The following is a 19,577-nucleotide window of genomic DNA, read 5'->3' on the forward strand; positions in this document are numbered from 1 at the left end:
TTCCTAAGGAGAGGTTGATGCGGTCTTCGTTTTGTTTGCCGTTCCACCCGCAAAAGAAAAAGGAAAAGGACAATGGCACAGGAAAGAAGAGGTTCTCGCGACGATCGCCAGAACCGTGAGGAACGCGATAGCGAGTTCGTCGACAAGCTGGTCGCGATCAACCGCGTTGCTAAGGTTGTTAAGGGTGGCCGCCGTTTCGGTTTCGCCGCTCTCGTCGTCGTTGGTGACCAGAAGGGCCGCGTTGGCTTCGGTCACGGCAAGGCACGTGAAGTGCCGGAAGCAATCCGTAAGGCGACTGAAGCTGCCAAGCGCGAACTGATCTTCGTACCGCTGCGTGACGGCCGTACGCTGCATCACGACGTTCATGGCCGCCATGGCGCCGGCAAGGTTCTGCTTCGTTCGGCCAAGGTCGGTACCGGTATCATCGCCGGTGGTCCGATGCGCGCCGTTTTCGAAACGCTCGGCGTTCACGACGTTGTCGCCAAGTCGACCGGTTCCTCGAACCCATACAACATGGTTCGCGCTACCTTCGACGCTCTGAAGCACCAGGTTCACCCGAAGGACATCGCAGCTCAGCGCGGCATCAAGTATGCAACGCTCCAGGCTCGCCGTGCCGCTTCTGGCAATGCCTCTGAAGAATAAGAGGAGTCTGACAGATGGCTAAGGCTACCAAGAAGACTGAAGCGAAGACGGTTACTGTCGAACAGATCGGCAGCCCGATTCGTCGTCCGGATGTCCAGCAGCGCACGCTGATCGGCCTCGGACTCAACAAGATGCACCGTCGCCGCACGCTGGAAGATACCCCTTCCGTTCGTGGCATGATCCGTGCCGTCCAGCATCTCGTTCGCGTCGTCGACGAGAAGTAAGCCGGGAGATTCGCTATGAAACTCAATGAAATCAAAGACAACGAAGGTTCGACCCACAGCCGCAAGCGCCTCGGCCGCGGTATTGGTTCGGGCTCGGGCAAGACCGGTGGTCGCGGTGTCAAGGGTCAGAAGTCCCGTTCCGGCGTCGCCATCAACGGTTTCGAAGGCGGCCAGATGCCAATCTACCGTCGCCTGCCGAAGCGCGGCTTCAACAACATCTTCAAGGCCGACTTCGTCGTCGTGTCGCTGGAGCGTGTTCAGGCTGCGATCGACGCTGGCAAGCTCGACGGCAAGTCCACGGTTGATGCGGCAGCTCTCAAGGCTGCCGGCGTTATCCGTCGCGTCAAGGACGGCGTTCGCGTTCTCGCCGACGGCGAGCTGAAGGCAAAGGTCAAGTTTGAAGTTGCTGGCGCTTCCAAGCCGGCGATCGAAAAGATCGAAAAGGCTGGCGGCTCCGTCACGCTTCTTTCTGCCGCAGCAACGGCTGAATAATTAATGCTATGATAAGTCGCCCGGGGTGCTTCACACCGGGCGATTTTGCTCCCATATGTGAGCCTCACAAAAACCGGCTGGACGCACGTGCGTCATAAACGGTAGGAACGAACACAAGGGTGAGGCATAGGTTGCGTTCGCAATCCGTCCGAAGCCCGCTTTTGAATAATTCAGAATGCTGATTCCGGGTCCTGCACCTCGCTTGGCTAGAGCCCGAAATCGGTAGCGCGGAGAATCGCATGGCGTCTGCAGCGGAACAGTTGGCTTCCAACCTCAATTTCTCGACCTTCGCCAAAGCCGAGGATCTCAAGAAGCGCCTGTGGTTCACACTGGCAGCTCTCCTCGTCTACCGGCTCGGTACCCACATTCCGCTCCCCGGGCTCAATCCAGAAGCTTATGCCCAGGCCTTCCGTGGCCAGGCAGGCGGCATTCTCGGCCTCTTCAACATGTTCTCGGGCGGCGCCGTGCAGCGCATGGCAATCTTTGCGCTCGGCATCATGCCTTACATTTCCGCTTCGATCATCGTGCAGCTGATGACGTCGGTCGTCCCGGCGCTCGAGAACCTGAAGAAGGAAGGCGAGCAGGGTCGCAAGATCATCAACCAGTACACCCGCTACGGCACGGTGCTGCTCGGTGCTCTGCAGGCCTACGGCATTTCCGTCGGCCTTGAGAGCGGCAACGGCCTCGTCGTTGATCCGGGCATCTTCTTCCGCATTTCGACGGTTGTCACGCTGCTCGGCGGCACGATGTTCCTGATGTGGCTCGGCGAGCAGATCACCTCGCGCGGTATCGGCAACGGTATTTCGCTGATCATCTTCGCCGGTATCGCTGCAGGCCTTCCGCAGGCTCTCGCCGGTACACTGGAACTTGGCCGCACCGGCGCTCTGTCGACGACACTGATTCTCGCTGTGATCATCATTGCGATTGCTGTCATCGCCATCATCGTTTTTGTCGAGCGTGCACAGCGGCGCCTGCTGATCCAGTATCCGAAGCGCCAGGTCGGCAATCGGATGTTCCAGGGCGATACCTCGCATCTGCCGCTGAAGCTCAACACCTCGGGCGTCATCCCGGCGATCTTCTCGTCCTCGTTGCTGCTGCTGCCGGCGACGCTCGCGGGCTTCGCCAACACCACATCATTGCCTGCATGGGCAACCTCGATCGTGGCCGCGCTCGGCCATGGCCAGCCGCTCTACATGCTGCTCTACGGCCTGTTGATCGCGTTTTTCGCCTTCTTCTACACGGCTATCGTCTTCAATCCGAAGGACACCGCCGACAATCTGAAGAAGCATGGGGGCTTCATTCCGGGCATCCGTCCGGGCGAGCGGACTGCCGAATACATCGATTACGTGCTGACCCGCATTACGGTGATTGGCGCGATTTACCTCGTCTTCGTGTGCATCCTGCCGGAAATTCTTGTGTCGCAAACGGGCATTCCGTTGTCCCTGGGTGGCACTTCTCTCTTGATCGTGGTTAGCGTAACTCTCGATACGGTGGCACAGATTCAGGGTCATCTGATCGCACAGCAGTACGAAGGTCTGATCAAGAAATCGAAGTTGCGCGGAGGAAAGAGGGGGCGATGAGACTCATACTGTTAGGGCCGCCGGGCGCGGGTAAGGGGACCCAGGCTCAGCGGATCGTGGAGAAGTACGGAATTCCGCAACTTTCCACGGGCGACATGCTCCGCGCAGCCGTTGCGGCAGGCACGGAAGTAGGCAAGCGTGCGAAGGCCGTCATGGACGCTGGCAAGCTTGTCTCGGATGAGATCGTCAATGCCATCGTTTCCGAGCGTCTCGACGCTCCAGACTGCGCCAAGGGCTTTATTCTTGACGGCTATCCGCGCACGTTGGTTCAGGCCGACGCGACGGAAAGCATGCTGAAGGGCAAGGGGCTCGAGCTCTCGACAGTGATCGAGATCCAGGTCGACGACAAGGTGCTGGCCGATCGGGTATCCGGCCGCTACACCTGCGCCAATTGCGGCACCGGCTATCACGATACCAATGTGAAGCCGAAGGTAGACGCTGTCTGTGATCGCTGTGGTTCGACGCATTTCAAGCGCCGCCCGGATGACAACCGCGAAACGGTCGTCACGCGCCTCCAGGCATACTACAAGGAAACCTCGCCGCTGATCGGCTACTACTATGCCAAGGGCAAGTTGAAGTCGGTGGACGGCATGGCGGACATCGATCACGTCACGAACGAGATCGAAGCCATTCTTTCGAAGCTTTAGGGCTTTGGAAATAAACTTGGCGGAAGCGGTTGCTTTTAAGCGCTGATTCCGCTAAACACCGCGCCAACTCGCGATATCTCATGCGATCGGCGCGGACTTCCCAAGGGAACTCCGGGTTCGATCGTTTTGACTTGTTGAGAACCTGAATTGTAATTGCGGCCATCCAAGGCCGTGTAACGAGACACCACTTGCCGGATGGCAACTGGAACGCAAGGAGAATAGGCGTGGCACGTATCGCTGGCGTCAACATCCCGACTGCAAAGCGCGTTGTAATCGCGCTGACGTATATCCACGGGATCGGTCCGAAATTCGCGCAGGAAATCATGGAAAAGGTTGGCCTGCCGGCTGACAAGCGCGTCCATCAGCTGACGGACTCCGAAGTCCTGCAGATTCGCGAAACCATCGACCGTGATTATCAGGTCGAAGGTGACCTGCGTCGCGAGACCTCGATGAACATCAAGCGCCTGATGGACCTCGGTTGCTACCGCGGCCTGCGTCATCGCCGTGGCCTTCCGGTCCGCGGTCAGCGCACGCATACCAATGCTCGTACCCGCAAGGGCCCGGCAAAGGCTATCGCTGGTAAGAAGAAGTAATTTCCGGGAAACCGGAGGTGAGGGGGCTGGCGGTCTGCGCCGGCCTCTTTTGAGTTTCGGGCAGGGCCGCAAGGTCTCGTTCCGGTGTAGCCGCTGGCATTACGGCGGTGCAGAGATCCAAGAAAGGGATATTAAATGGCCAAGGAAGCCGTACGCGTTCGCCGTCGCGAACGTAAAAACATTTCGTCTGGCGTAGCTCACGTCAACTCGACCTTCAACAACACGATGATCACGATCACCGACGCACAGGGCAATGCGATTGCTTGGTCGTCTGCTGGCGCCAAGGGCTTCAAGGGCTCGCGCAAGTCGACCCCGTTCGCTGCTCAGATCGCTGCTGAAGACTGCGCCAAGAAGGCTCAGGAACATGGCATGAAGTCGCTGGAAGTTGAAGTTTGCGGTCCGGGTTCGGGTCGTGAATCCGCTCTGCGCGCGCTCCAGGCTGCCGGTTTCATGATCACGTCCATCCGCGACGTGACGCCGATCCCGCACAATGGTTGCCGCCCGCGCAAGAAGCGCCGCGTCTGATCATCGCCATTCACAACACCGGTGAGCGGCTTTTCGCTCCCGGTGCTTCTCAAGCTCGGTTGCCACGATTGGATGGTGGTAACGAACGGAAGGCAAAAATATGATTCAGAAAAACTGGCAGGAATTGATCAAGCCGAACAAGGTCGAGTTCTCTTCGAGCTCGCGCACCAAGGCGACGCTCGTAGCAGAGCCGCTGGAGCGCGGTTTCGGCCTCACCCTCGGCAACGCGCTGCGCCGCGTTCTGCTGTCCTCGCTGCGCGGTGCCGCAGTGACGGCCGTGCAGATCGATGGCGTGCTGCATGAGTTCTCGTCGATCCCGGGCGTCCGCGAAGACGTCACGGACATCGTCCTCAACATCAAGGAAATCGCCATCAAGATGGATGGCGATGACGCAAAGCGCATGGTCGTGCGCAAGCAGGGCCCGGGCGTTGTAACGGCTGGCGACATCCAGACCGTCGGTGATATCGAAATCCTCAACCCCGAGCATGTCATCTGCACGCTCGACGAGGGCGCCGAAATCCGTATGGAATTCACCGTCAACAACGGCAAGGGCTACGTTCCGGCCGACCGCAATCGCGCGGAAGATGCTCCGATCGGTCTCATCCCGGTCGACAGCCTTTATTCGCCGGTCAAGAAGGTGTCCTACAAGGTTGAAAATACCCGCGAAGGACAGGTTCTCGACTACGACAAGCTGAACATGACGATCGAAACCGACGGTTCGATCTCCGGCGAAGATGCCGTCGCTTTCGCGGCTCGCATCCTGCAGGATCAGCTTGGCGTGTTCGTCAACTTCGACGAGCCGCAGAAGGAAACCGAAGAGGAAGCAGTCACCGAACTCGCTTTCAACCCGGCGCTCCTCAAGAAGGTGGACGAACTCGAACTGTCTGTTCGCTCGGCAAACTGCCTGAAGAACGACAACATCGTCTACATCGGCGACCTCATTCAGAAGACCGAAGCAGAAATGCTCCGCACACCGAATTTTGGTCGCAAGTCGCTGAACGAAATCAAGGAAGTTCTCGCTTCCATGGGCCTGCACCTCGGCATGGAAGTGCCGGCATGGCCGCCCGAGAACATCGAAGATCTCGCCAAGCGTTACGAAGACCAGTACTAACATTCAAACGGCAGGCGGATGCCTGCAAGTGAAGGAGAATAGCAATGCGCCACGGTAAAGCCGGCCGCAAGCTGAACAGAACCGCTAGCCACCGTAAGGCAATGTTTGCCAACATGGCGGCTTCGCTCATCACGCATGAGCAGATCGTGACGACCCTGCCGAAGGCAAAGGAAATCCGCCCGATCGTTGAAAAGCTCGTCACCCTCGGCAAGCGCGGCGACCTGCACGCTCGTCGTCAGGCGATCTCGCAGATCCGCGACGCCGCTGTCGTTGCGAAGCTCTTCGACGCGATCGCTTCGCGCTACGCAACCCGCAACGGCGGCTACCTGCGTATCATGAAGGCTGGCTTCCGCCAGGGCGACAACGCTGCTCTCGCAGTCGTTGAGTTCGTTGATCGCGACACCTACGCCAAGGGCGCAGCCGACAAGGCTCGCGTTGAAGCCGAAGCTGCAGCAGCTGAAGCCGCTTAATCCTTTTCGGTTCGCCGGAAGCAAAACAGCCGGGCTGCAAAGCCCGGCTGTTTTCGTTTGTGGTCGCGCGTCTGTTGAATGAATTTCGCATCAGGGTTAGGCTCGCCGTCGCCGTCGCCGTCGCCGTCGCCGTCGCTGTCAGCGTCTCGAAGAGCGTGCAAAGTGATCGACCACATAACCATTGCCGTTAGTGATCTGAAAGAGCAAGTTGTTCTACGAACAAGCTCTTGTCCCATTGGGCCACAAGCTCTCATTCGGGAAGGAGGGCGCGTTTTGGTCCTTCGATGTTGGCGACGGTGGGCTGTTTGAGATCCAGGAGGCAGACACGCCGCCACCCTTTACGCGCCTGCACGTGGCCTTCCGTGCACGCAACAAGGCGGAAGTTGACGCTTTCTACCAGGCTGCACTTGAGGCCGGCGCCAAGGACAACGGTGGCCCCGGCCCAAGACCGCAGTACACGCCCGACTACTACGCCTGCTTCGTCCTCGATCCCGACGGTTACAACATCGAAGGGATGATCAATCAGCCAGCCACGGACGTCTAACTGGTTGCTGGCCCGGCGCCTCGAGGGCGATCCTTGCCGCAGCCCTGTGGAAGATCACGAGATGGTTGCCGCTGCCCGGGTGCGTTCGCGTCCCTGACCGCGTTTGCGGCTGCGCGCGATCGGTCGCCATGATCGGTAGAGGATCAGCACGATGATCAGGCCGACGTAGACGTACTGCTCGAGGTCGAGGATCTTCGTCGAAAGCCCGAAATGCACGGCACCAGCGGCGGCGATGATGTAGACGAGGCGGTGCAGCCGCACCCAGTTCAGGCCGAGGCGACGGATCGAGAAGTTGTTGGACGTCACCGCGAGCGGAACGAGCAAGGCAAGCCCGGCCATGCCGAACATGATGAAGGGCCGCTTTAGCACATCGTTCACGACCGCAGAGAAATCGAGTGCCTGGTCGAGCACCATGTAGACCGTGAAGTGCATCAGGGCGTAGTAGAAGGTCAGAAGTCCTAGAGCGCGGCGATAGCGAAGGTAGTTCCATCCGAGCAGGTCGCGCGCGGGCGAGACGGTCAGCGTCAGGATGAGGAAGCGGATCGTCCAGAGGCCGAGGAACAGTTCGAAAGTCTTCACCGGGTCAGCGCCAAGCTGATCGGTGGCGCCGAGATAGAAGGTCCAGGCGGCAGGCAGCAGTCCGAGAGAGTAGAGAGCCCAGACAGAGGCCGACTGCCAGCGCTTTGGAAGACTGAACGAAAAACCTGCCATCAGAAGTTCTTCCGCAGATCCATGCCGCTATAGAGGCTTGCGACCTCGTCGGCGTATCCGTTGAACGGCAGCGTGGGGTGGCGGCTCGCACCAAAGAAGCCGCTTTCGCCGATGCGCCGTTCGCTCGCCTGGCTCCAACGCGGGTGATCGACCTCCGGATTGACGTTGGCGTAGAAGCCGTATTCTTGCGAATTGGTCACCTGCCAGGTGTTCTTCGGCTCCTTGTCAGTGAGCGTGATCCGAACGATCGACTTGATGCCCTTGAAGCCGTATTTCCACGGCACGACCAAGCGGATCGGCGCACCGTTCTGGTTTGGCAGCGTTTGGCCGTAAAGACCGACGGCGAGCAGCGTCAGCGGGTGGCGAGCCTCGTCGAGCCGCAGGCCCTCGACATAAGGCCAGTCGAGCGATTGGAAGATGCCCTTCTGCCCCGGCATCTCGTCTGGGCGTACGACGGTTTCGAAGGCGACGTACTTTGCGCTCCCGAGCGGTTCCACCTTGTTGAGTAGAGAAGCGAGCGGGAAGCCGTCCCACGGAATGACCATCGACCACGCCTCGACGCAGCGCATCCGATAGGTGCGGTTCTCGATCGGGAATTCCTTCATCAGCGCTTCGATATCGAACGTGCCCGGCTTGTTGACCATGCCGTCGACCTTGATTGTCCAGGGCAGCGGCTTGAAGTCGCCGGAGAGCGCGGACGGATCACCCTTATCGAGACCAAATTCATAGAAGTTGTTGTAGGTCGTCACGTCCTTGAGCGGCGTCGCCTTCTCGTCAACCGTATATTTGCTGTCGATGACCGATAGTGCCGCAGCGCTGGCCTTCCCGGCGCCGTAAAGCGCCATGGCGCCTAGTGTTGCAGCGCCGAGGAACTCGCGACGCTTCAGATAAACCTGCTGCGGTGTAATCTCCGAGGAGGCGATCTTGGGGGGACGATAGGCTGGCATCGGAAACCTCCTGAGCACGAGAGCTCGGTATAAACCTTCAACGCATCGAATGCGTCTTTGGATCATTGTTTATGCCTACTGGCCTGGCTGCGGAAAGCCAACTTTTTGTGTACGCTGTTTGATGGAATAGTCTGTAACAAAACCACTGTTCCGACCGTATATGGTCGATGCACCCGGCAGCGCAGGCGTACCGGTTTCGGCCTTCCCGGTAGTGACAGCCAACACCGTTTGCATTACGACGATTGCAAAAGCAGCGATAGCCTGGAGGCTTCAGCGTCCCGCATCGCCGACGATTTCCGACACGCAAGGAATACACCAATGCCAGCTTATCGTTCCAGAACCACGACCCACGGCCGCAATATGGCGGGTGCGCGCGGCCTTTGGCGCGCAACGGGCATGAAGGATTCGGACTTCGGCAAGCCGATTATTGCGGTGGTGAACTCCTTCACCCAGTTCGTGCCCGGTCACGTCCACCTGAAGGATCTCGGCCAGCTCGTGGCCCGCGAAATCGAAGCCGCCGGTGGTGTTGCCAAGGAATTCAACACGATCGCCGTCGACGACGGTATCGCGATGGGCCATGACGGCATGCTCTATTCGCTGCCCTCGCGCGAACTGATCGCCGACAGCGTCGAGTATATGGTCAACGCCCACTGCGCAGACGCCATGGTCTGCATATCGAACTGTGACAAGATCACGCCCGGCATGCTGATGGCCTCGCTGCGCCTCAACATCCCGACGGTCTTTGTCTCCGGCGGTCCGATGGAAGCCGGGAAGGTCGTGCTGAACGGCAAGACCCATGCGCTCGATCTCGTCGATGCCATGGTTGCCGCTGCCGACGACAAGGTCAGCGACGAGGACGTCAAGGTCATCGAACGCTCTGCCTGTCCGACCTGCGGCTCGTGCTCGGGCATGTTCACCGCCAATTCGATGAACTGCCTAACCGAAGCGCTCGGGCTGTCGCTGCCCGGCAACGGCTCGACGCTGGCAACGCACGCCGATCGCAAGCGTCTGTTCGTGGAAGCCGGTCACCTGATCGTTGATCTCGCCCGCCGTTACTACGAGCAGGACGACGTCAAGGCCCTGCCGCGCACGATCGCCTCCAAGCAGGCGTTCGAGAATGCCATGGCTCTCGACATCGCCATGGGTGGCTCGACGAATACCGTCCTGCACATCCTGGCGGCCGCACACGAAGGCGAGATCGACTTTACGATGGCCGACATCGACGGGCTGTCGCGTCGCGTTCCGTGCCTCTCCAAGGTCGCCCCGGCAAAGAGTGACGTCCACATGGAAGACGTTCATCGCGCTGGCGGCATCATGTCGATCCTGGGCGAGCTCGATAAGGGCGGCCTTCTTAACCGCGACTGCCCGACCGTCCATGCCGAAACTCTCGGCGATGCGATCGACCGTTGGGATATCACCCGCACCACCAGCGAAACGGTCCGCAAGTTTTACCGCGCGGCCCCCGGCGGCATCCCGACCCAGGTTGCCTTCAGCCAGGAAGCGCGTTGGGACGAACTGGATACCGACCGCGAAAAGGGCGTCATCCGTTCCGTCGAGCATCCCTTCTCCAAGGACGGCGGACTTGCCGTTCTGAAGGGCAATCTGGCGCTCGACGGCTGCATTGTGAAGACCGCAGGCGTCGATGAATCCATCCTGAAATTCTCCGGCCCGGCCAAGGTCTATGAGAGCCAGGATGCTGCCGTGAAGGCGATCCTGTCGAACGAAGTCGTCGCTGGCGATGTCGTCGTCATCCGCTACGAAGGCCCGAAGGGCGGTCCCGGCATGCAGGAAATGCTCTATCCGACGAGCTACCTGAAGTCGAAGGGCCTCGGCAAGGCCTGCGCGCTGATCACCGACGGTCGCTTCTCGGGCGGCACCTCCGGTCTCTCGATCGGCCACGTTTCGCCTGAAGCGGCGAACGGCGGCACGATCGGTCTGGTTCGCGGAGGCGATATGATCGACATCGACATCCCGAACCGCATCATCAGCCTGCGCGTCGATGACAAGGAACTGGCGAACCGCCGGGCCGAGCAGGAGGAGAAGGGTTGGCATCCGGCCGAACAGCGCAAACGCAACGTCACGACTGCGTTGAAGGCGTATGCTGCTTTTGCCACCAGCGCCGACCGCGGCGCCGTTCGCGACCTTGGCAACCGCTAAGCCCCGGATAAAAAATATCGAGACATGAACCGGCCGTTAAAGCGGCCGGTTTATTTTTTTGTAGGTCTCGTCCAGCTGCTTCAGGCGCTCGTCGTAGGCGGCCTTGATGCAGGCAGCGTCTGAGCCGCATTCCTGACGCTTCGTCAGCCAGGCTGTTTGTTCGTCCTGCAGGGTGCCGCGCGAGCCCATCGCCATCAGTCCCGACAGCAGGTCAAAGGTCGTGACCATCTTCACATCAGCGTCGTTCAATGCGCGGTTCTCGCAGATCGCTTTCTCATCCGGCTTCAGCTCTTTCGCATTGCAATCGAAACTCGCGGCCTGCGCCGCACACGGCAGCGTCAGTAGGGCAAGGGCGGCAATTGCGAGTGGGAGCTTGCGAGATTTCATTATGCATCGGTTCCTATTTGTTGAGTATCCGGCTGGAGAAAGCCGTCACGACGAAGATGATGCAGCATGCCCATAGGGCAAGGATAAAGATCAAGCCGAGGCGGCTCGACGGCCGGTCGAGGCGCGCTGCCGCCCTTGTGCGCAGGTCCTCCATGACATCAGCTGGAACGAGGCGAAGGGCCAGCATGATGCCAAGCGGCACGATCACCAGATCATCGAGATATCCGAGCACAGGTATGAAATCGGGGATCAGATCGACCGGCGAAAGGGCGTAGGCCGCGACCGCACCGGCGACAGCCTTGGCAGGCCAAGGGACACGTGGGTCGCGCGCGGCAAGCCACAGCGCAACGATGTCACGCTTCAGTGACTTTGCCCATGCTTTGAGCTTTGATATCAGATGCATACCAGCCGTTCCTGAATCAATTTGGCAACTGCGTTCAGCAGTTCGTGAGCTGCCTCATTCTTCCATGCTTCCGCCCTCTTTCCTTTCTAGCGTCCGGCGCTACAACGTCTTCACAAGAGAATTTCAGAAGGAATACCCATGCATGACCTGTTGAAGCGCGCAGCCCTGCCTTTCCTGGCTCTGGTGATCGCGCTACCGGTTTCCGCCAACGCTCAAACCGCGAAGACCGTGCCGCAGAGCCAGATGGAAATGCAGCTTTCCTTTGCGCCGCTCGTCAAGCAGACAGCCGGGGCTGTGGTGAACGTTTATGCCGAGAAGACGGTGCGCCGACAATCTCCCTTTGCCGGCGATCCCTTCTTCGAGCAGTTCTTCGGCCAGCAGATGCCGAACCGCAGCGAGAAGCAATCGTCACTGGGATCGGGCGTCATCGTTGAGGCGAACGGCACGATCGTTACCAACAACCACGTCGTGGAAGGCGCAGATGATATCAAGATCGCGCTCTCCGACGGACGCGAGTTTCCATGCAAGGTCGTCTTGAGAGACGACCGGGTCGACCTCGCCGTTCTCAAGGTCGATACGAAGGAAACCTTCCCGACGCTCCAGCTTGGTAATTCCGATGCCGTCGAGGTCGGTGATCTGGTGCTGGCGATTGGCAACCCATTTGGCGTCGGCCAGACAGTCACGAGCGGTATTGTTTCGGCCCTGGCGCGCAACCAGGTCGTGAAGAACGAGTTCGGCTTCTTCATCCAGACTGACGCGTCGATCAACCCCGGCAATTCCGGCGGCGCGCTGATGAACATGAAGGGCGAGCTGATCGGCATCAACACGGCGATCTTCTCGCGCGGTGGCGGCTCAAACGGTATCGGCTTTGCGATTCCTGCCAATCTCGTCAAGGTATTCCTCGCCTCGGCCGATGCCGGCGTGAAGTCGTTTGAGCGGCCTTATGTCGGCGCCACGTTCGATGCGGTGACATCCGAGGTTGCCGAAGCGCTCGGGCTCAACAAGGCGCGCGGCGCCCTCATCGTCAAGGTGACAGACGGCAGCCCGGCGGCAAAGGCCGGATTGAAGGCAGGGCAGATCGTGTCCGCCGTCGATGGCATTCCGGTCGAGCACCCGGACGCGCTTCTCTATCGCCTGACGACAGCCGGTCTCGGCAAATCGGTGCAATTGACTGTGGTGGAGAACGGCCGCGAGCAACAAATCGCCCTTGCGCTCGACAGAGCCCCTGAGACCGCCCCGCGCGATCAGCGCACGATTGGCGGCCGTACGCCCTTTACCGGCGCCGTGGTCGAAAACCTGTCGCCTCGCGTCGCGGACGAACTGCGCATGCCCTCGGAATCGACCGGCGTTGTGGTTTCCGAAGTCACGGAGGACTCCCTTGCTGCCCGTCTCGGCTTTGAGCCCAAGGACATCATCATTTCGATCAATGGTGCGGAAGTGAAGACCACCAAGGAACTCGCGGCGATCGCCGACGAAGATCCCAACTTCTGGCGCGTTGAGATCGAGCGCGATGGTCAGCGCATCCGACAGTTCTTCCGATGAGCGATGACCTCTTTGCACCCCGTATTCCTGAAGAGGTCGCCAATCGGCGGCCTCTCGCAGATCGCCTGCGGCCACGTTCGCTTTCGGAGGTCACTGGTCAGGAGCATTTGACCGGAGAGGACGGCGTGTTGCGGCGGATGATCGAGAGCGGTTCGCTAGGCTCGATGATTTTCTGGGGACCGCCCGGAACCGGCAAGACGACCGTTGCCCGGTTGCTGTCGGGTGAAGCCGGCCTGGCGTTCGAGCAGATATCGGCGATCTTTTCCGGTGTGGCGGACCTCAAGAAGGTATTCGAGGCGGCGCGTTTGCGTCGGATGGACGGCCGGCAGACGCTCCTCTTCGTCGACGAGATCCATCGCTTCAACAGGGCACAGCAGGACAGCTTCCTTCCGGTAATGGAAGACGGCACCGTCATCCTCGTCGGCGCGACGACCGAGAATCCCTCTTTCGAACTGAACGCGGCGTTGCTGTCGCGCGCACGTGTGCTGACCTTCAAGTCGCATGACGATGACAGTCTCCTGGAGTTGCTGAAGCGCGCAGAGGCGGCGGAAGGAAAAGCGCTGCCGCTGACGGACGATGCGCGGGCAAGTCTGCTGCGAATGGCAGACGGGGATGGTCGCGCCGTGCTGACGCTTGCCGAGGAGGTATGGCGCGCTGCGCGAGAGACAGAAACCTTCGACACCGAGGGCCTGACGCGGATCGTACAGCGCCGCGCGCCCGTCTATGACAAGGCCCAGGATGGCCACTACAATCTCATTTCAGCACTGCACAAGTCTGTTCGCGGTTCCGACCCCGACGCCGCGCTCTACTATCTCGCTCGCATGTTCGACGCGGGCGAAGATCCGCTTTACCTCGGGAGGCGTCTCGTCCGCATGGCGGTCGAGGACATCGGCCTTGCCGATCCGCAAGCGCTAGTGATCTGCAATGCCGCGAAGGATGCCTATGACTACCTCGGCTCGCCCGAGGGCGAGCTGGCGTTGGCGCAGGCGTGCGTTTATCTGGCAACCGCGCCGAAGTCGAACGCGGTCTACACGGCCTTCAAGGCTGCGACGATGGCTGCCAAGCAGAATGGGTCGCTCCTGCCGCCGAAGCATATTCTGAACGCCCCCACGAAGCTGATGAAGGGGGAAGGTTACGGCGAGGGCTATCGCTACGATCACGATGAACCGGACGCCTTTTCCGGCCAGGACTATTTCCCGGAGAAGATGGGCCGGCAGACCTTTTACGATCCGCCGGAGCGCGGTTTCGAACGGGATATCCGCAAGCGGCTTGAATGGTGGGCGAAGCTCAGGAAAGAGCGCAATCAGCGCTGATCAGGAAGCGCGCATCTGCCCCGCAGGCGCGACGAGCTTTACGGCCGATTCCGCCAGGCCGTGATGGCCTTCCATGTCCACGACGAGATGCCAGTGGCCGCTATCGGGAATGGAAAGGCGGATGGGAGATTTCCGCGCGACACCGCCCACATATTTGAAGTCGAGGACTTCGGTAAAGCGCTGATAGTTCGGCGCCGTCATCAGGCGCACGTTCGCAACGGCGTTCAACGTCACCTCGATGATCGTCCCGGCGCGCTGTTCATTCAGATCGTAGTGGGTAAAGCGGAAATTCGGTTTCGGCATCGGTCTGTGGCGTGGCTCGTCTCTGCCTGCACCATAGGCCATTGCAGTTAAGGAAGCGTTTGCCGTCTTGCGGCGAGCCAGCAGCCCGCCGCCGCGAAGGTCGTATTAGTGGATATCGTTGTCGCCGCGGTCGAGCGCTGTGAACGGCAAGATAATGCCATCGGCTGCGCGGCAGATCTGCTCGGGGTGATGATCACACTCGTCTGCTGCAAAATGACGGGCGGCGTGCTCGCTGATGAATACGCCTCCAACGAGCCCCTGACGGTCCTGTACGACCCAGCGACCGTTTCGATCCTGGCCAATGGTAAAGCGTGCTGAACTTTGACGTTGGAGAGGCTCGATTTTGAAAGCAGATTGAAGAGAAGGCATCGATTTTCCTTTCGAATTGTCTTCTGCCCCTCGGGGCAGTGCCACATGCATGAAGCTAATGGCACCCGCATGCGTCTTCCATTGGTCTTGATAGGAGAAAATATAAAAATATCATATAGATAAGTACGAATCGTGAGCATCGGAAGCGCGCAGCATGGCTTGCGATATCGACTGCTTCTCGTTAGCATCGACGGCGAGGAGTGGCAGACGAACCTCCGGATCAATCAACCGCAAGGTCTGCAGGGCGTGTTTGATCGCAGCTGGGTCTGCATCTGCGCCCAACACGGCTGTTAGCGGAGCCAACCTGTCCTCGAGCAAGCGCGCAGCCGGCAGATTGCCGCCGCAGGCCGCCTGCTGCAACGACGCATAGAGACGTGGGTACAGGTTTGCGCCGGCGGAGATGACGCCGCTGCCGCCTGTGCTCAGAAAGGATCGTGCGGTTGCGTCGCAATCGGAAAGAAGCAAGAAACGCTGACGCCAGTCCGGCGGCAGGGCACGTGCAGCGCCGCTGCCGTCGGCAAGGAGAAAGCCGATGACTGACGGGATATCGGCGAGGGCTTTCAGCGCCGGTAACGTCATATCGATGGCCGTGCGGAGCGGATTGTTCTCGACGATCAGCGGGAGGCTGGTTGCGAAGGCAAGCTGAGCGAAGTGACTGGCGATCCCCTTCTGACCCGGTTTTGAATAGTAGGGTAGCGTGACGAGGGCCGCCGCCGCACCCAGTTCTTCGGCATCGCGTGTCAAGGCGATCGTGCTTGCGGTCGCATTTGTACCGGTTGCTGCAATCACGGGAACACGCCCAGCGGCAACCCGGACGCAGGTAAGGATAACTGCGGCGCGCTCGCTTCTGGTGAGCGTCGCCCCTTCGCCGGTCGGTGTGCAGACCGCAAGCCCGTCAACGCCACTTTGGATCTGCCACTCTACGAGTTGCTCCAGCGTGGAAAGATCGGCCGCTCCCTCCCGAAACGGTGTGACAAGCGCCGTCGTTGTGGGGCCGAGGCGCAATGTTCTGTCTGCGGGCATACTCTGCTCAGAAGCTGCCGAGGATGACGTAGAGTTCGACCGCGGCTAGCACGAGGCCGAACAGCACCAGCGCCTGAGCGGTTCGTCGTTCGCGCATTTGCCGTTTCGGTGTCGTGCGTCGCGGGCGGGCGATTGGAGCGTTCGATAGCATGAAGTCTCGCATGGCATTCAACCTTCGCATTTCCTGGGAAGGCTAACGCCGCTCACGGTAGGAATTCCATTCGGCTGCGAGCGCGGACATATAGAAATCACATAAAGGAAGGGGGCAGGCCAAAGCTGACCGCTTCAGATAAAATTCCCGAAATTGCAGATAGTTGTCGCAAGATTCCGAATCATCCTCTTAGGAACTTGATTCAACGTCGGAGGAGCCGAAGGCAAACCGATGGTTGATCTCGGCGGCGAAACCCGAACAATATGCCCGTAGAAGGAGTGCCAGGATAATGGATGCCCCGGTAATCGATACGGCACTGGTGCGTCGGCTGATTGCCACGCAATTTCCAAGATGGTCCGCTCTGCCAATCAGACCGGTTGAGTTTGGCGGATGGGACAACAGGACCTTTCATCTGGGCGCCGGCATGACGGTTCGGCTGCCGAGCGCTGCTCACTACGCCGATCAGGTCGCCAAGGAGCAGCAATGGCTCCCGATCCTTGCATCGCAGCTGCCGTTGCCCATACCCGTGCCGCTGGCGATGGGACGGCCGGACGAGAGCTACCCGTGGCCATGGTCCGTCTATGAATGGCGTGATGTTGAGACGGCGCTGGTGGAACGCATTGACGACCTGAAAGAATTCGCCGGCACATTGGCCGGCTTCCTCGATGCACTGCAGGCAGCAGACGCGACTGGAGGACCGCCGCCCGGCCCGCATAACTTCTTTCGCGGCGGATCGCTGGATGTGTACGACGGGCAAACGCGCGAAGCGCTTTTTCGCCTGGATGGCAGGATCGATACACGAGCTGCAACGGAGGTCTGGGAATTCGCGCTGTCGACTTCATGGCAGAACGCGCCGGTCTGGTTCCATGGTGACATTGCTTACGGCAACCTTCTGGTCAAGGACGGACGGCTCGATGCCGTCATCGATTTTGGGACGTCCGGCGTCGGCGACCCGGCTTGCGACCTGGCAATCACCTGGCACCTCTTTGCGGGAGAGAGCCGGCAGGTTTTTCGCAAAGCCCGTGCGCTGGATCCGGGCACCTGGGCGAGGGGCCGCGGTTGGACGTTGTGGAAGGCCCTGATAGTCGCCGCCGGCATGGCGGGCGCAAATCCCGCAGACATCAAGAAGTCCTGGCAAGTCATTGAAGACGTGCTGGCCGATCACTTGGCTTGGGCCTGACATGACGCAGTGTCGGCTCGCCAGAAGAAATAATGCTCGCGGCTTGTCGGATGGGAGCATCCGGCGGCGTCCTTTGGGCGAAGGCTGAAGGCATCGCCCAGAGTTGATGTGGTAGCCGGAAGCCTCGACAATTTTGCTGAACGGCTTCGGCCGGGGGAGAGATGACATGAGCAAGACATTTGCAGTTCTGCTGGCGCGACTGATCTTTGGCGCCGTTTTCGCGATGGCCATGAGCTTCAAGTTCATGGATATGCAATCCACCGCAAGCTATATCGCTGCGGCAGGCTTTCCATTCCCGCTTTTTCTGGCGTGGGTGGCGGCCTTCTTCGAACTGGCTCTGACGCTGGCCTTCCTGACGGGAGCCTTCTTTTCGGAAGCTTCCTTCCTTGCGGGTATCTACGTCGTGTTTCTGGCCTTTGCGTTCCACGGCCCGAGCCACTGGAGTGGCAATCAGGCAGAGTTTGGCTTCTTTATCGATCACTTCACCTTCCTGGCCGGATTGCTATTTGCTGCCGTCCACGGTCCGGGAGACACGCTGGTCGTCAGGACGCGGTCCCCGCTTCTGGCTCGGTAGCAATGGACGGTCGCACTATCCGGAGGCGGGTGGTGTCGCCAATTCGTCGAGCAGGCGTTCGAACGCCGTCGGCTTCAGGGTAGCCGGCGGATTGTACGGGTCAGAGAACGCGTAGATGAAGAAGAGGATGATGCCTGTGAACGCGCCGAGCACCGACAGCAGCAGCAGGTTTCGTGCATCGGGCGGATATGGATAGTAGCCGAGTGCCATGAACACAACGCCCGAGACTGCTGCGAACCAGAAGATGCTGCTGATGGAGTCGGTGCCGCTGTTTTCGCGTTTATCCCGTGACTCAGCGATGCTGTGGACGTCGATCAGCATGTGTTCGCGAATGCTTTGTTGACGCGCGTTGGTTGGCGTCAGGTCGAGCACCCGCTGGTAGACATTGTCCCATTTGTTCCAAGCCGTCGGAGAGAGCTGCCCGGTTCGTCCAAGCATTTGCCATTCTTCATCGACAACGATCTGCACGTATTCGAAGAGCGCTTGCTGGATGGGGGCGGCTTTATCGTCGGCGCCGTAACGGTTGGCATCGAAATATATATCGGCAATGGCGTTCGCTTCGGTGACGCTCTCGAACTTCAATTGCTGATACTCGATCATCTCCTGCGCGAAGACGAGAGCGAGGATGAGCGCATGCAATGACGAGATGCGCATGACGACGGCGCCGGCAAGTTCCCTGTCCTTACCGGTCGGATCGCCGCCCATGATCAGACGCATCAGAAAATAAAAGCTGAGCGTTACGACGATCGTCCCGCCAACAAAGGCAATGCCAAAAAAGACAACGGCACTCATGCGCGCTCCCCCAAAGGTCACTGGTGACTTTAGGGGGCGGACGAATTTTGATCAACGATGGTTGCACCACAGCGCGGCTTTATCGCTTCGAGGGCGTCGAGCTATCGCAGGATCTCGTCGAGCGCTGGCATTCCCAATATGGCGGAGGCCGCGATCAGCAGATAGCAGATCGTCCGGAACGTGCTCTCCTTGGCGAGCCCAAACAGCTTCGAGCCGGCATAGAGGCCGATGGCGTAGCTCGGCAGGATAACAATGGTCAGTGCAAAGACGGCGTCAACGAAAAGTCCGCCGAAGTAGTAGCTGACGACGCTGAAGCAAGTTGAAATCGCGAAATAGAGAATGATGTTTGCGCGGACCCGGCCAAAATCGGTCTTGCCGCCGAGCCAGTAGGCAACGACCGGCGGCCCGCCGAGCTGCGCTGCGCCGCTGAAAAGGCCCGCAATGAGACCTGTCAGGGACGTGAGCGGCATTCGTGGTTCGCCGTGGTAGCGCCAACCGGAAACAAGTAGTGCGAGCAGACAAACGGCAACTGCCGTAATCGCCCAGCGCAGTGAAAGTGGATCCATCAAGGCGAGCGTCGCCGTCCCGGCCGGTACGCCAAGGAATGCGCCTGCAGCCATCGTGAAGACTTCACGGCGGTTAGCGCTGCGCCAGGCAGGTGGGATCATACCGAGCGTTGCCAGTCCGTCTATGACAAGCAGGACTGGCGAGATCAGCTTTGGGCCGATGATGGCTCCACCCAGCGGAACGAAGATCAGCGCTGCACCGAATCCGGAGAAGCCGCGCGCAAGCCCGGCAATCAAGGCAATGGCAATGAGCGACAGAATGCCGTGATCCGGCAAGGCGGCGACAAACCACGCGCTCGTGCTCGCCAGCAGCGTATCAAACGACATCGAT

General features: G+C 59.8%; 24 protein-coding genes and 1 pseudogene. 16 read left to right on the plus strand and 9 right to left on the minus strand.

All coding sequences use genetic code 11. The annotated features are described in order from the left end of the window. The first annotated feature begins 72 nt into the window (after window positions 1–72). The 10 genes and pseudogenes from rpsE (at window position 73) to FHX16_RS15430 (ending at window position 6,828) form a co-directional block, all read left to right on the plus strand. The gene (gene rpsE / locus FHX16_RS15385; protein ID WP_016553561.1) at window positions 73–642 is read left to right on the plus strand and encodes a 30S ribosomal protein S5; all 570 of its coding nucleotides are present in this window, start codon (window positions 73–75) and stop codon (window positions 640–642) included. A 14-nt stretch (window positions 643–656) separates the two neighbouring features. Further along, a complete protein-coding gene (rpmD, locus tag FHX16_RS15390; protein WP_007531681.1) occupies window positions 657–866 on the plus strand; it encodes a 50S ribosomal protein L30 in 210 nt (69 codons plus the stop codon). A gap of 15 nt (window positions 867–881) precedes the next feature. Beyond that, on the plus strand, window positions 882–1,358 hold the full coding sequence (rplO, locus tag FHX16_RS15395) for a 50S ribosomal protein L15 (RefSeq protein WP_114712283.1): 477 nt from the start codon (window positions 882–884) through the stop codon (window positions 1,356–1,358). 239 nt (window positions 1,359–1,597) lie between these two features. Then, complete coding sequence (gene secY / locus FHX16_RS15400; protein WP_016553564.1) at window positions 1,598–2,938, plus strand: preprotein translocase subunit SecY; 1,341 nt, start codon at window positions 1,598–1,600, stop codon at window positions 2,936–2,938. Further along, window positions 2,935–3,585, plus strand: coding sequence for an adenylate kinase (locus FHX16_RS15405; protein ID WP_259129388.1), 651 nt, complete (start codon window positions 2,935–2,937; stop codon window positions 3,583–3,585). Before secY ends, FHX16_RS15405 begins: the two co-directional genes overlap by 4 nt. 224 nt (window positions 3,586–3,809) lie before the next feature. After that, the gene (gene rpsM, locus FHX16_RS15410) at window positions 3,810–4,178 is read left to right on the plus strand and encodes a 30S ribosomal protein S13 (protein WP_007531685.1); all 369 of its coding nucleotides are present in this window, start codon (window positions 3,810–3,812) and stop codon (window positions 4,176–4,178) included. 135 nt (window positions 4,179–4,313) lie between these two features. Beyond that, complete coding sequence (gene rpsK, locus FHX16_RS15415) at window positions 4,314–4,703, plus strand: 30S ribosomal protein S11 (RefSeq protein WP_003547577.1); 390 nt, start codon at window positions 4,314–4,316, stop codon at window positions 4,701–4,703. Window positions 4,704–4,803: 100 nt separating this feature from the next. Then, on the plus strand, window positions 4,804–5,814 hold the full coding sequence (locus FHX16_RS15420) for a DNA-directed RNA polymerase subunit alpha (RefSeq protein WP_007787729.1): 1,011 nt from the start codon (window positions 4,804–4,806) through the stop codon (window positions 5,812–5,814). 44 nt (window positions 5,815–5,858) lie between these two features. Continuing rightward, a complete protein-coding gene (gene rplQ / locus FHX16_RS15425; RefSeq protein ID WP_183756874.1) occupies window positions 5,859–6,284 on the plus strand; it encodes a 50S ribosomal protein L17 in 426 nt (141 codons plus the stop codon). 162 nt (window positions 6,285–6,446) lie between these two features. Then, window positions 6,447–6,828 (plus strand): annotated as a pseudogene (locus FHX16_RS15430) (VOC family protein). A gap of 54 nt (window positions 6,829–6,882) precedes the next feature. Here the strand turns inward: FHX16_RS15430 and msrQ are convergent. Next, entirely contained in the window at window positions 6,883–7,539 is a 657-nt protein-coding gene (msrQ, locus tag FHX16_RS15435) for a protein-methionine-sulfoxide reductase heme-binding subunit MsrQ (protein WP_259129395.1), read from the minus strand. Next, a complete protein-coding gene (gene msrP / locus FHX16_RS15440; RefSeq protein ID WP_183859264.1) occupies window positions 7,539–8,486 on the minus strand; it encodes a protein-methionine-sulfoxide reductase catalytic subunit MsrP in 948 nt (315 codons plus the stop codon). The genes msrQ and msrP overlap by 1 nt, the downstream gene beginning before the upstream one ends. Before the next feature lie 318 nt (window positions 8,487–8,804). Here msrP and ilvD point away from each other — a divergent pair, with 318 nt between their 5' ends. Further along, the gene (ilvD, locus tag FHX16_RS15445; protein WP_183859263.1) at window positions 8,805–10,643 is read left to right on the plus strand and encodes a dihydroxy-acid dehydratase; all 1,839 of its coding nucleotides are present in this window, start codon (window positions 8,805–8,807) and stop codon (window positions 10,641–10,643) included. Window positions 10,644–10,679: 36 nt separating this feature from the next. Here ilvD and FHX16_RS15450 read toward each other — a convergent pair whose 3' ends face one another. Together FHX16_RS15450 and FHX16_RS15455 are read right to left on the minus strand one after the other, a co-directional pair. Further along, a complete protein-coding gene (locus tag FHX16_RS15450; RefSeq protein WP_259129396.1) occupies window positions 10,680–11,030 on the minus strand; it encodes a lysozyme inhibitor LprI family protein in 351 nt (116 codons plus the stop codon). A 13-nt stretch (window positions 11,031–11,043) separates the two neighbouring features. Further along, entirely contained in the window at window positions 11,044–11,433 is a 390-nt protein-coding gene (locus FHX16_RS15455) for a YkvA family protein (RefSeq protein WP_183859259.1), read from the minus strand. Window positions 11,434–11,571: 138 nt separating this feature from the next. Here FHX16_RS15455 and FHX16_RS15460 point away from each other — a divergent pair, with 138 nt between their 5' ends. Together FHX16_RS15460 and FHX16_RS15465 are read left to right on the plus strand one after the other, a co-directional pair. After that, window positions 11,572–12,975 carry a DegQ family serine endoprotease gene (locus tag FHX16_RS15460; RefSeq protein WP_183859257.1) on the plus strand — a complete coding sequence of 468 codons (1,404 nt, stop codon included), beginning with the start codon at window positions 11,572–11,574 and terminating at the stop codon, window positions 12,973–12,975. Next, window positions 12,972–14,288 carry a replication-associated recombination protein A gene (locus tag FHX16_RS15465; RefSeq protein WP_183859255.1) on the plus strand — a complete coding sequence of 439 codons (1,317 nt, stop codon included), beginning with the start codon at window positions 12,972–12,974 and terminating at the stop codon, window positions 14,286–14,288. Before FHX16_RS15460 ends, FHX16_RS15465 begins: the two co-directional genes overlap by 4 nt. Here the strand turns inward: FHX16_RS15465 and FHX16_RS15470 are convergent, their stop codons facing one another. Next, window positions 14,289–14,591, minus strand: coding sequence for a DUF1883 domain-containing protein (locus FHX16_RS15470; protein WP_016553576.1), 303 nt, complete (start codon window positions 14,589–14,591; stop codon window positions 14,289–14,291). Window positions 14,592–14,699: 108 nt separating this feature from the next. On the opposite strand from FHX16_RS15470, the gene FHX16_RS31550 reads away from it, so the two are divergent. Continuing rightward, window positions 14,700–14,909 carry a hypothetical protein gene (locus FHX16_RS31550; protein WP_183859253.1) on the plus strand — a complete coding sequence of 70 codons (210 nt, stop codon included), beginning with the start codon at window positions 14,700–14,702 and terminating at the stop codon, window positions 14,907–14,909. 162 nt (window positions 14,910–15,071) lie between these two features. Here the strand turns inward: FHX16_RS31550 and dapA are convergent, their stop codons facing one another. Together dapA and FHX16_RS15485 are read right to left on the minus strand one after the other, a co-directional pair. Further along, window positions 15,072–15,983, minus strand: a complete 912-nt coding sequence (dapA, locus tag FHX16_RS15480; protein WP_183859251.1) for a 4-hydroxy-tetrahydrodipicolinate synthase — start codon at window positions 15,981–15,983, stop codon at window positions 15,072–15,074. A 7-nt stretch (window positions 15,984–15,990) separates the two neighbouring features. Further along, entirely contained in the window at window positions 15,991–16,134 is a 144-nt protein-coding gene (locus FHX16_RS15485; RefSeq protein ID WP_183860776.1) for a hypothetical protein, read from the minus strand. Between the two features lie 289 nt (window positions 16,135–16,423). Here FHX16_RS15485 and FHX16_RS15490 point away from each other — a divergent pair, with 289 nt between their 5' ends. Both FHX16_RS15490 and FHX16_RS15495 read left to right on the plus strand, forming a co-directional pair. After that, a complete protein-coding gene (locus FHX16_RS15490) occupies window positions 16,424–17,314 on the plus strand; it encodes an aminoglycoside phosphotransferase family protein (protein ID WP_183859249.1) in 891 nt (296 codons plus the stop codon). A gap of 166 nt (window positions 17,315–17,480) precedes the next feature. Beyond that, window positions 17,481–17,888, plus strand: coding sequence for a DoxX family protein (locus FHX16_RS15495; protein WP_114712294.1), 408 nt, complete (start codon window positions 17,481–17,483; stop codon window positions 17,886–17,888). A gap of 15 nt (window positions 17,889–17,903) precedes the next feature. Here the strand turns inward: FHX16_RS15495 and FHX16_RS15500 are convergent, their stop codons facing one another. Further along, window positions 17,904–18,680 (minus strand): DUF4239 domain-containing protein, encoded by a 777-nt coding sequence (locus tag FHX16_RS15500; protein WP_183859247.1) that lies wholly within the window; start codon window positions 18,678–18,680, stop codon window positions 17,904–17,906. 101 nt (window positions 18,681–18,781) lie between these two features. Continuing rightward, window positions 18,782–19,573: a sulfite exporter TauE/SafE family protein gene (locus FHX16_RS15505; RefSeq protein ID WP_183859245.1), complete on the minus strand. Its 792-nt coding sequence runs from the start codon at window positions 19,571–19,573 to the stop codon at window positions 18,782–18,784. Window positions 19,574–19,577: the final 4 nt, after the last annotated feature.

It is taken from the genome of Rhizobium sp. BK661 (genome assembly GCF_024808825.1).
Lineage (GTDB): Bacteria > Pseudomonadota > Alphaproteobacteria > Rhizobiales > Rhizobiaceae > Rhizobium.

Coding starts and splice junctions, on each gene's coding strand:
- rpsE (WP_016553561.1), top strand. CDS start 73: ATGGCACAGGAAAGAAGAGGTTCTCGCGACGATCGCCAGAACCGTGAG.
- rpmD (WP_007531681.1), top strand. CDS start 657: ATGGCTAAGGCTACCAAGAAGACTGAAGCGAAGACGGTTACTGTCGAA.
- rplO (WP_114712283.1), top strand. CDS start 882: ATGAAACTCAATGAAATCAAAGACAACGAAGGTTCGACCCACAGCCGC.
- secY (WP_016553564.1), top strand. CDS start 1,598: ATGGCGTCTGCAGCGGAACAGTTGGCTTCCAACCTCAATTTCTCGACC.
- FHX16_RS15405 (WP_259129388.1), top strand. CDS start 2,935: ATGAGACTCATACTGTTAGGGCCGCCGGGCGCGGGTAAGGGGACCCAG.
- rpsK (WP_003547577.1), top strand. CDS start 4,314: ATGGCCAAGGAAGCCGTACGCGTTCGCCGTCGCGAACGTAAAAACATT.
- FHX16_RS15420 (WP_007787729.1), top strand. CDS start 4,804: ATGATTCAGAAAAACTGGCAGGAATTGATCAAGCCGAACAAGGTCGAG.
- rplQ (WP_183756874.1), top strand. CDS start 5,859: ATGCGCCACGGTAAAGCCGGCCGCAAGCTGAACAGAACCGCTAGCCAC.
- msrQ (WP_259129395.1), bottom strand. CDS start 7,539: ATGGCAGGTTTTTCGTTCAGTCTTCCAAAGCGCTGGCAGTCGGCCTCT.
- msrP (WP_183859264.1), bottom strand. CDS start 8,486: ATGCCAGCCTATCGTCCCCCCAAGATCGCCTCCTCGGAGATTACACCG.
- ilvD (WP_183859263.1), top strand. CDS start 8,805: ATGCCAGCTTATCGTTCCAGAACCACGACCCACGGCCGCAATATGGCG.
- FHX16_RS15450 (WP_259129396.1), bottom strand. CDS start 11,030: ATGAAATCTCGCAAGCTCCCACTCGCAATTGCCGCCCTTGCCCTACTG.
- FHX16_RS15455 (WP_183859259.1), bottom strand. CDS start 11,433: ATGCATCTGATATCAAAGCTCAAAGCATGGGCAAAGTCACTGAAGCGT.
- FHX16_RS15460 (WP_183859257.1), top strand. CDS start 11,572: ATGCATGACCTGTTGAAGCGCGCAGCCCTGCCTTTCCTGGCTCTGGTG.
- FHX16_RS15465 (WP_183859255.1), top strand. CDS start 12,972: ATGAGCGATGACCTCTTTGCACCCCGTATTCCTGAAGAGGTCGCCAAT.
- FHX16_RS15470 (WP_016553576.1), bottom strand. CDS start 14,591: ATGCCGAAACCGAATTTCCGCTTTACCCACTACGATCTGAATGAACAG.
- dapA (WP_183859251.1), bottom strand. CDS start 15,983: ATGCCCGCAGACAGAACATTGCGCCTCGGCCCCACAACGACGGCGCTT.
- FHX16_RS15485 (WP_183860776.1), bottom strand. CDS start 16,134: ATGCTATCGAACGCTCCAATCGCCCGCCCGCGACGCACGACACCGAAA.
- FHX16_RS15490 (WP_183859249.1), top strand. CDS start 16,424: ATGGATGCCCCGGTAATCGATACGGCACTGGTGCGTCGGCTGATTGCC.
- FHX16_RS15495 (WP_114712294.1), top strand. CDS start 17,481: ATGAGCAAGACATTTGCAGTTCTGCTGGCGCGACTGATCTTTGGCGCC.
- FHX16_RS15500 (WP_183859247.1), bottom strand. CDS start 18,680: ATGAGTGCCGTTGTCTTTTTTGGCATTGCCTTTGTTGGCGGGACGATC.
- FHX16_RS15505 (WP_183859245.1), bottom strand. CDS start 19,573: ATGTCGTTTGATACGCTGCTGGCGAGCACGAGCGCGTGGTTTGTCGCC.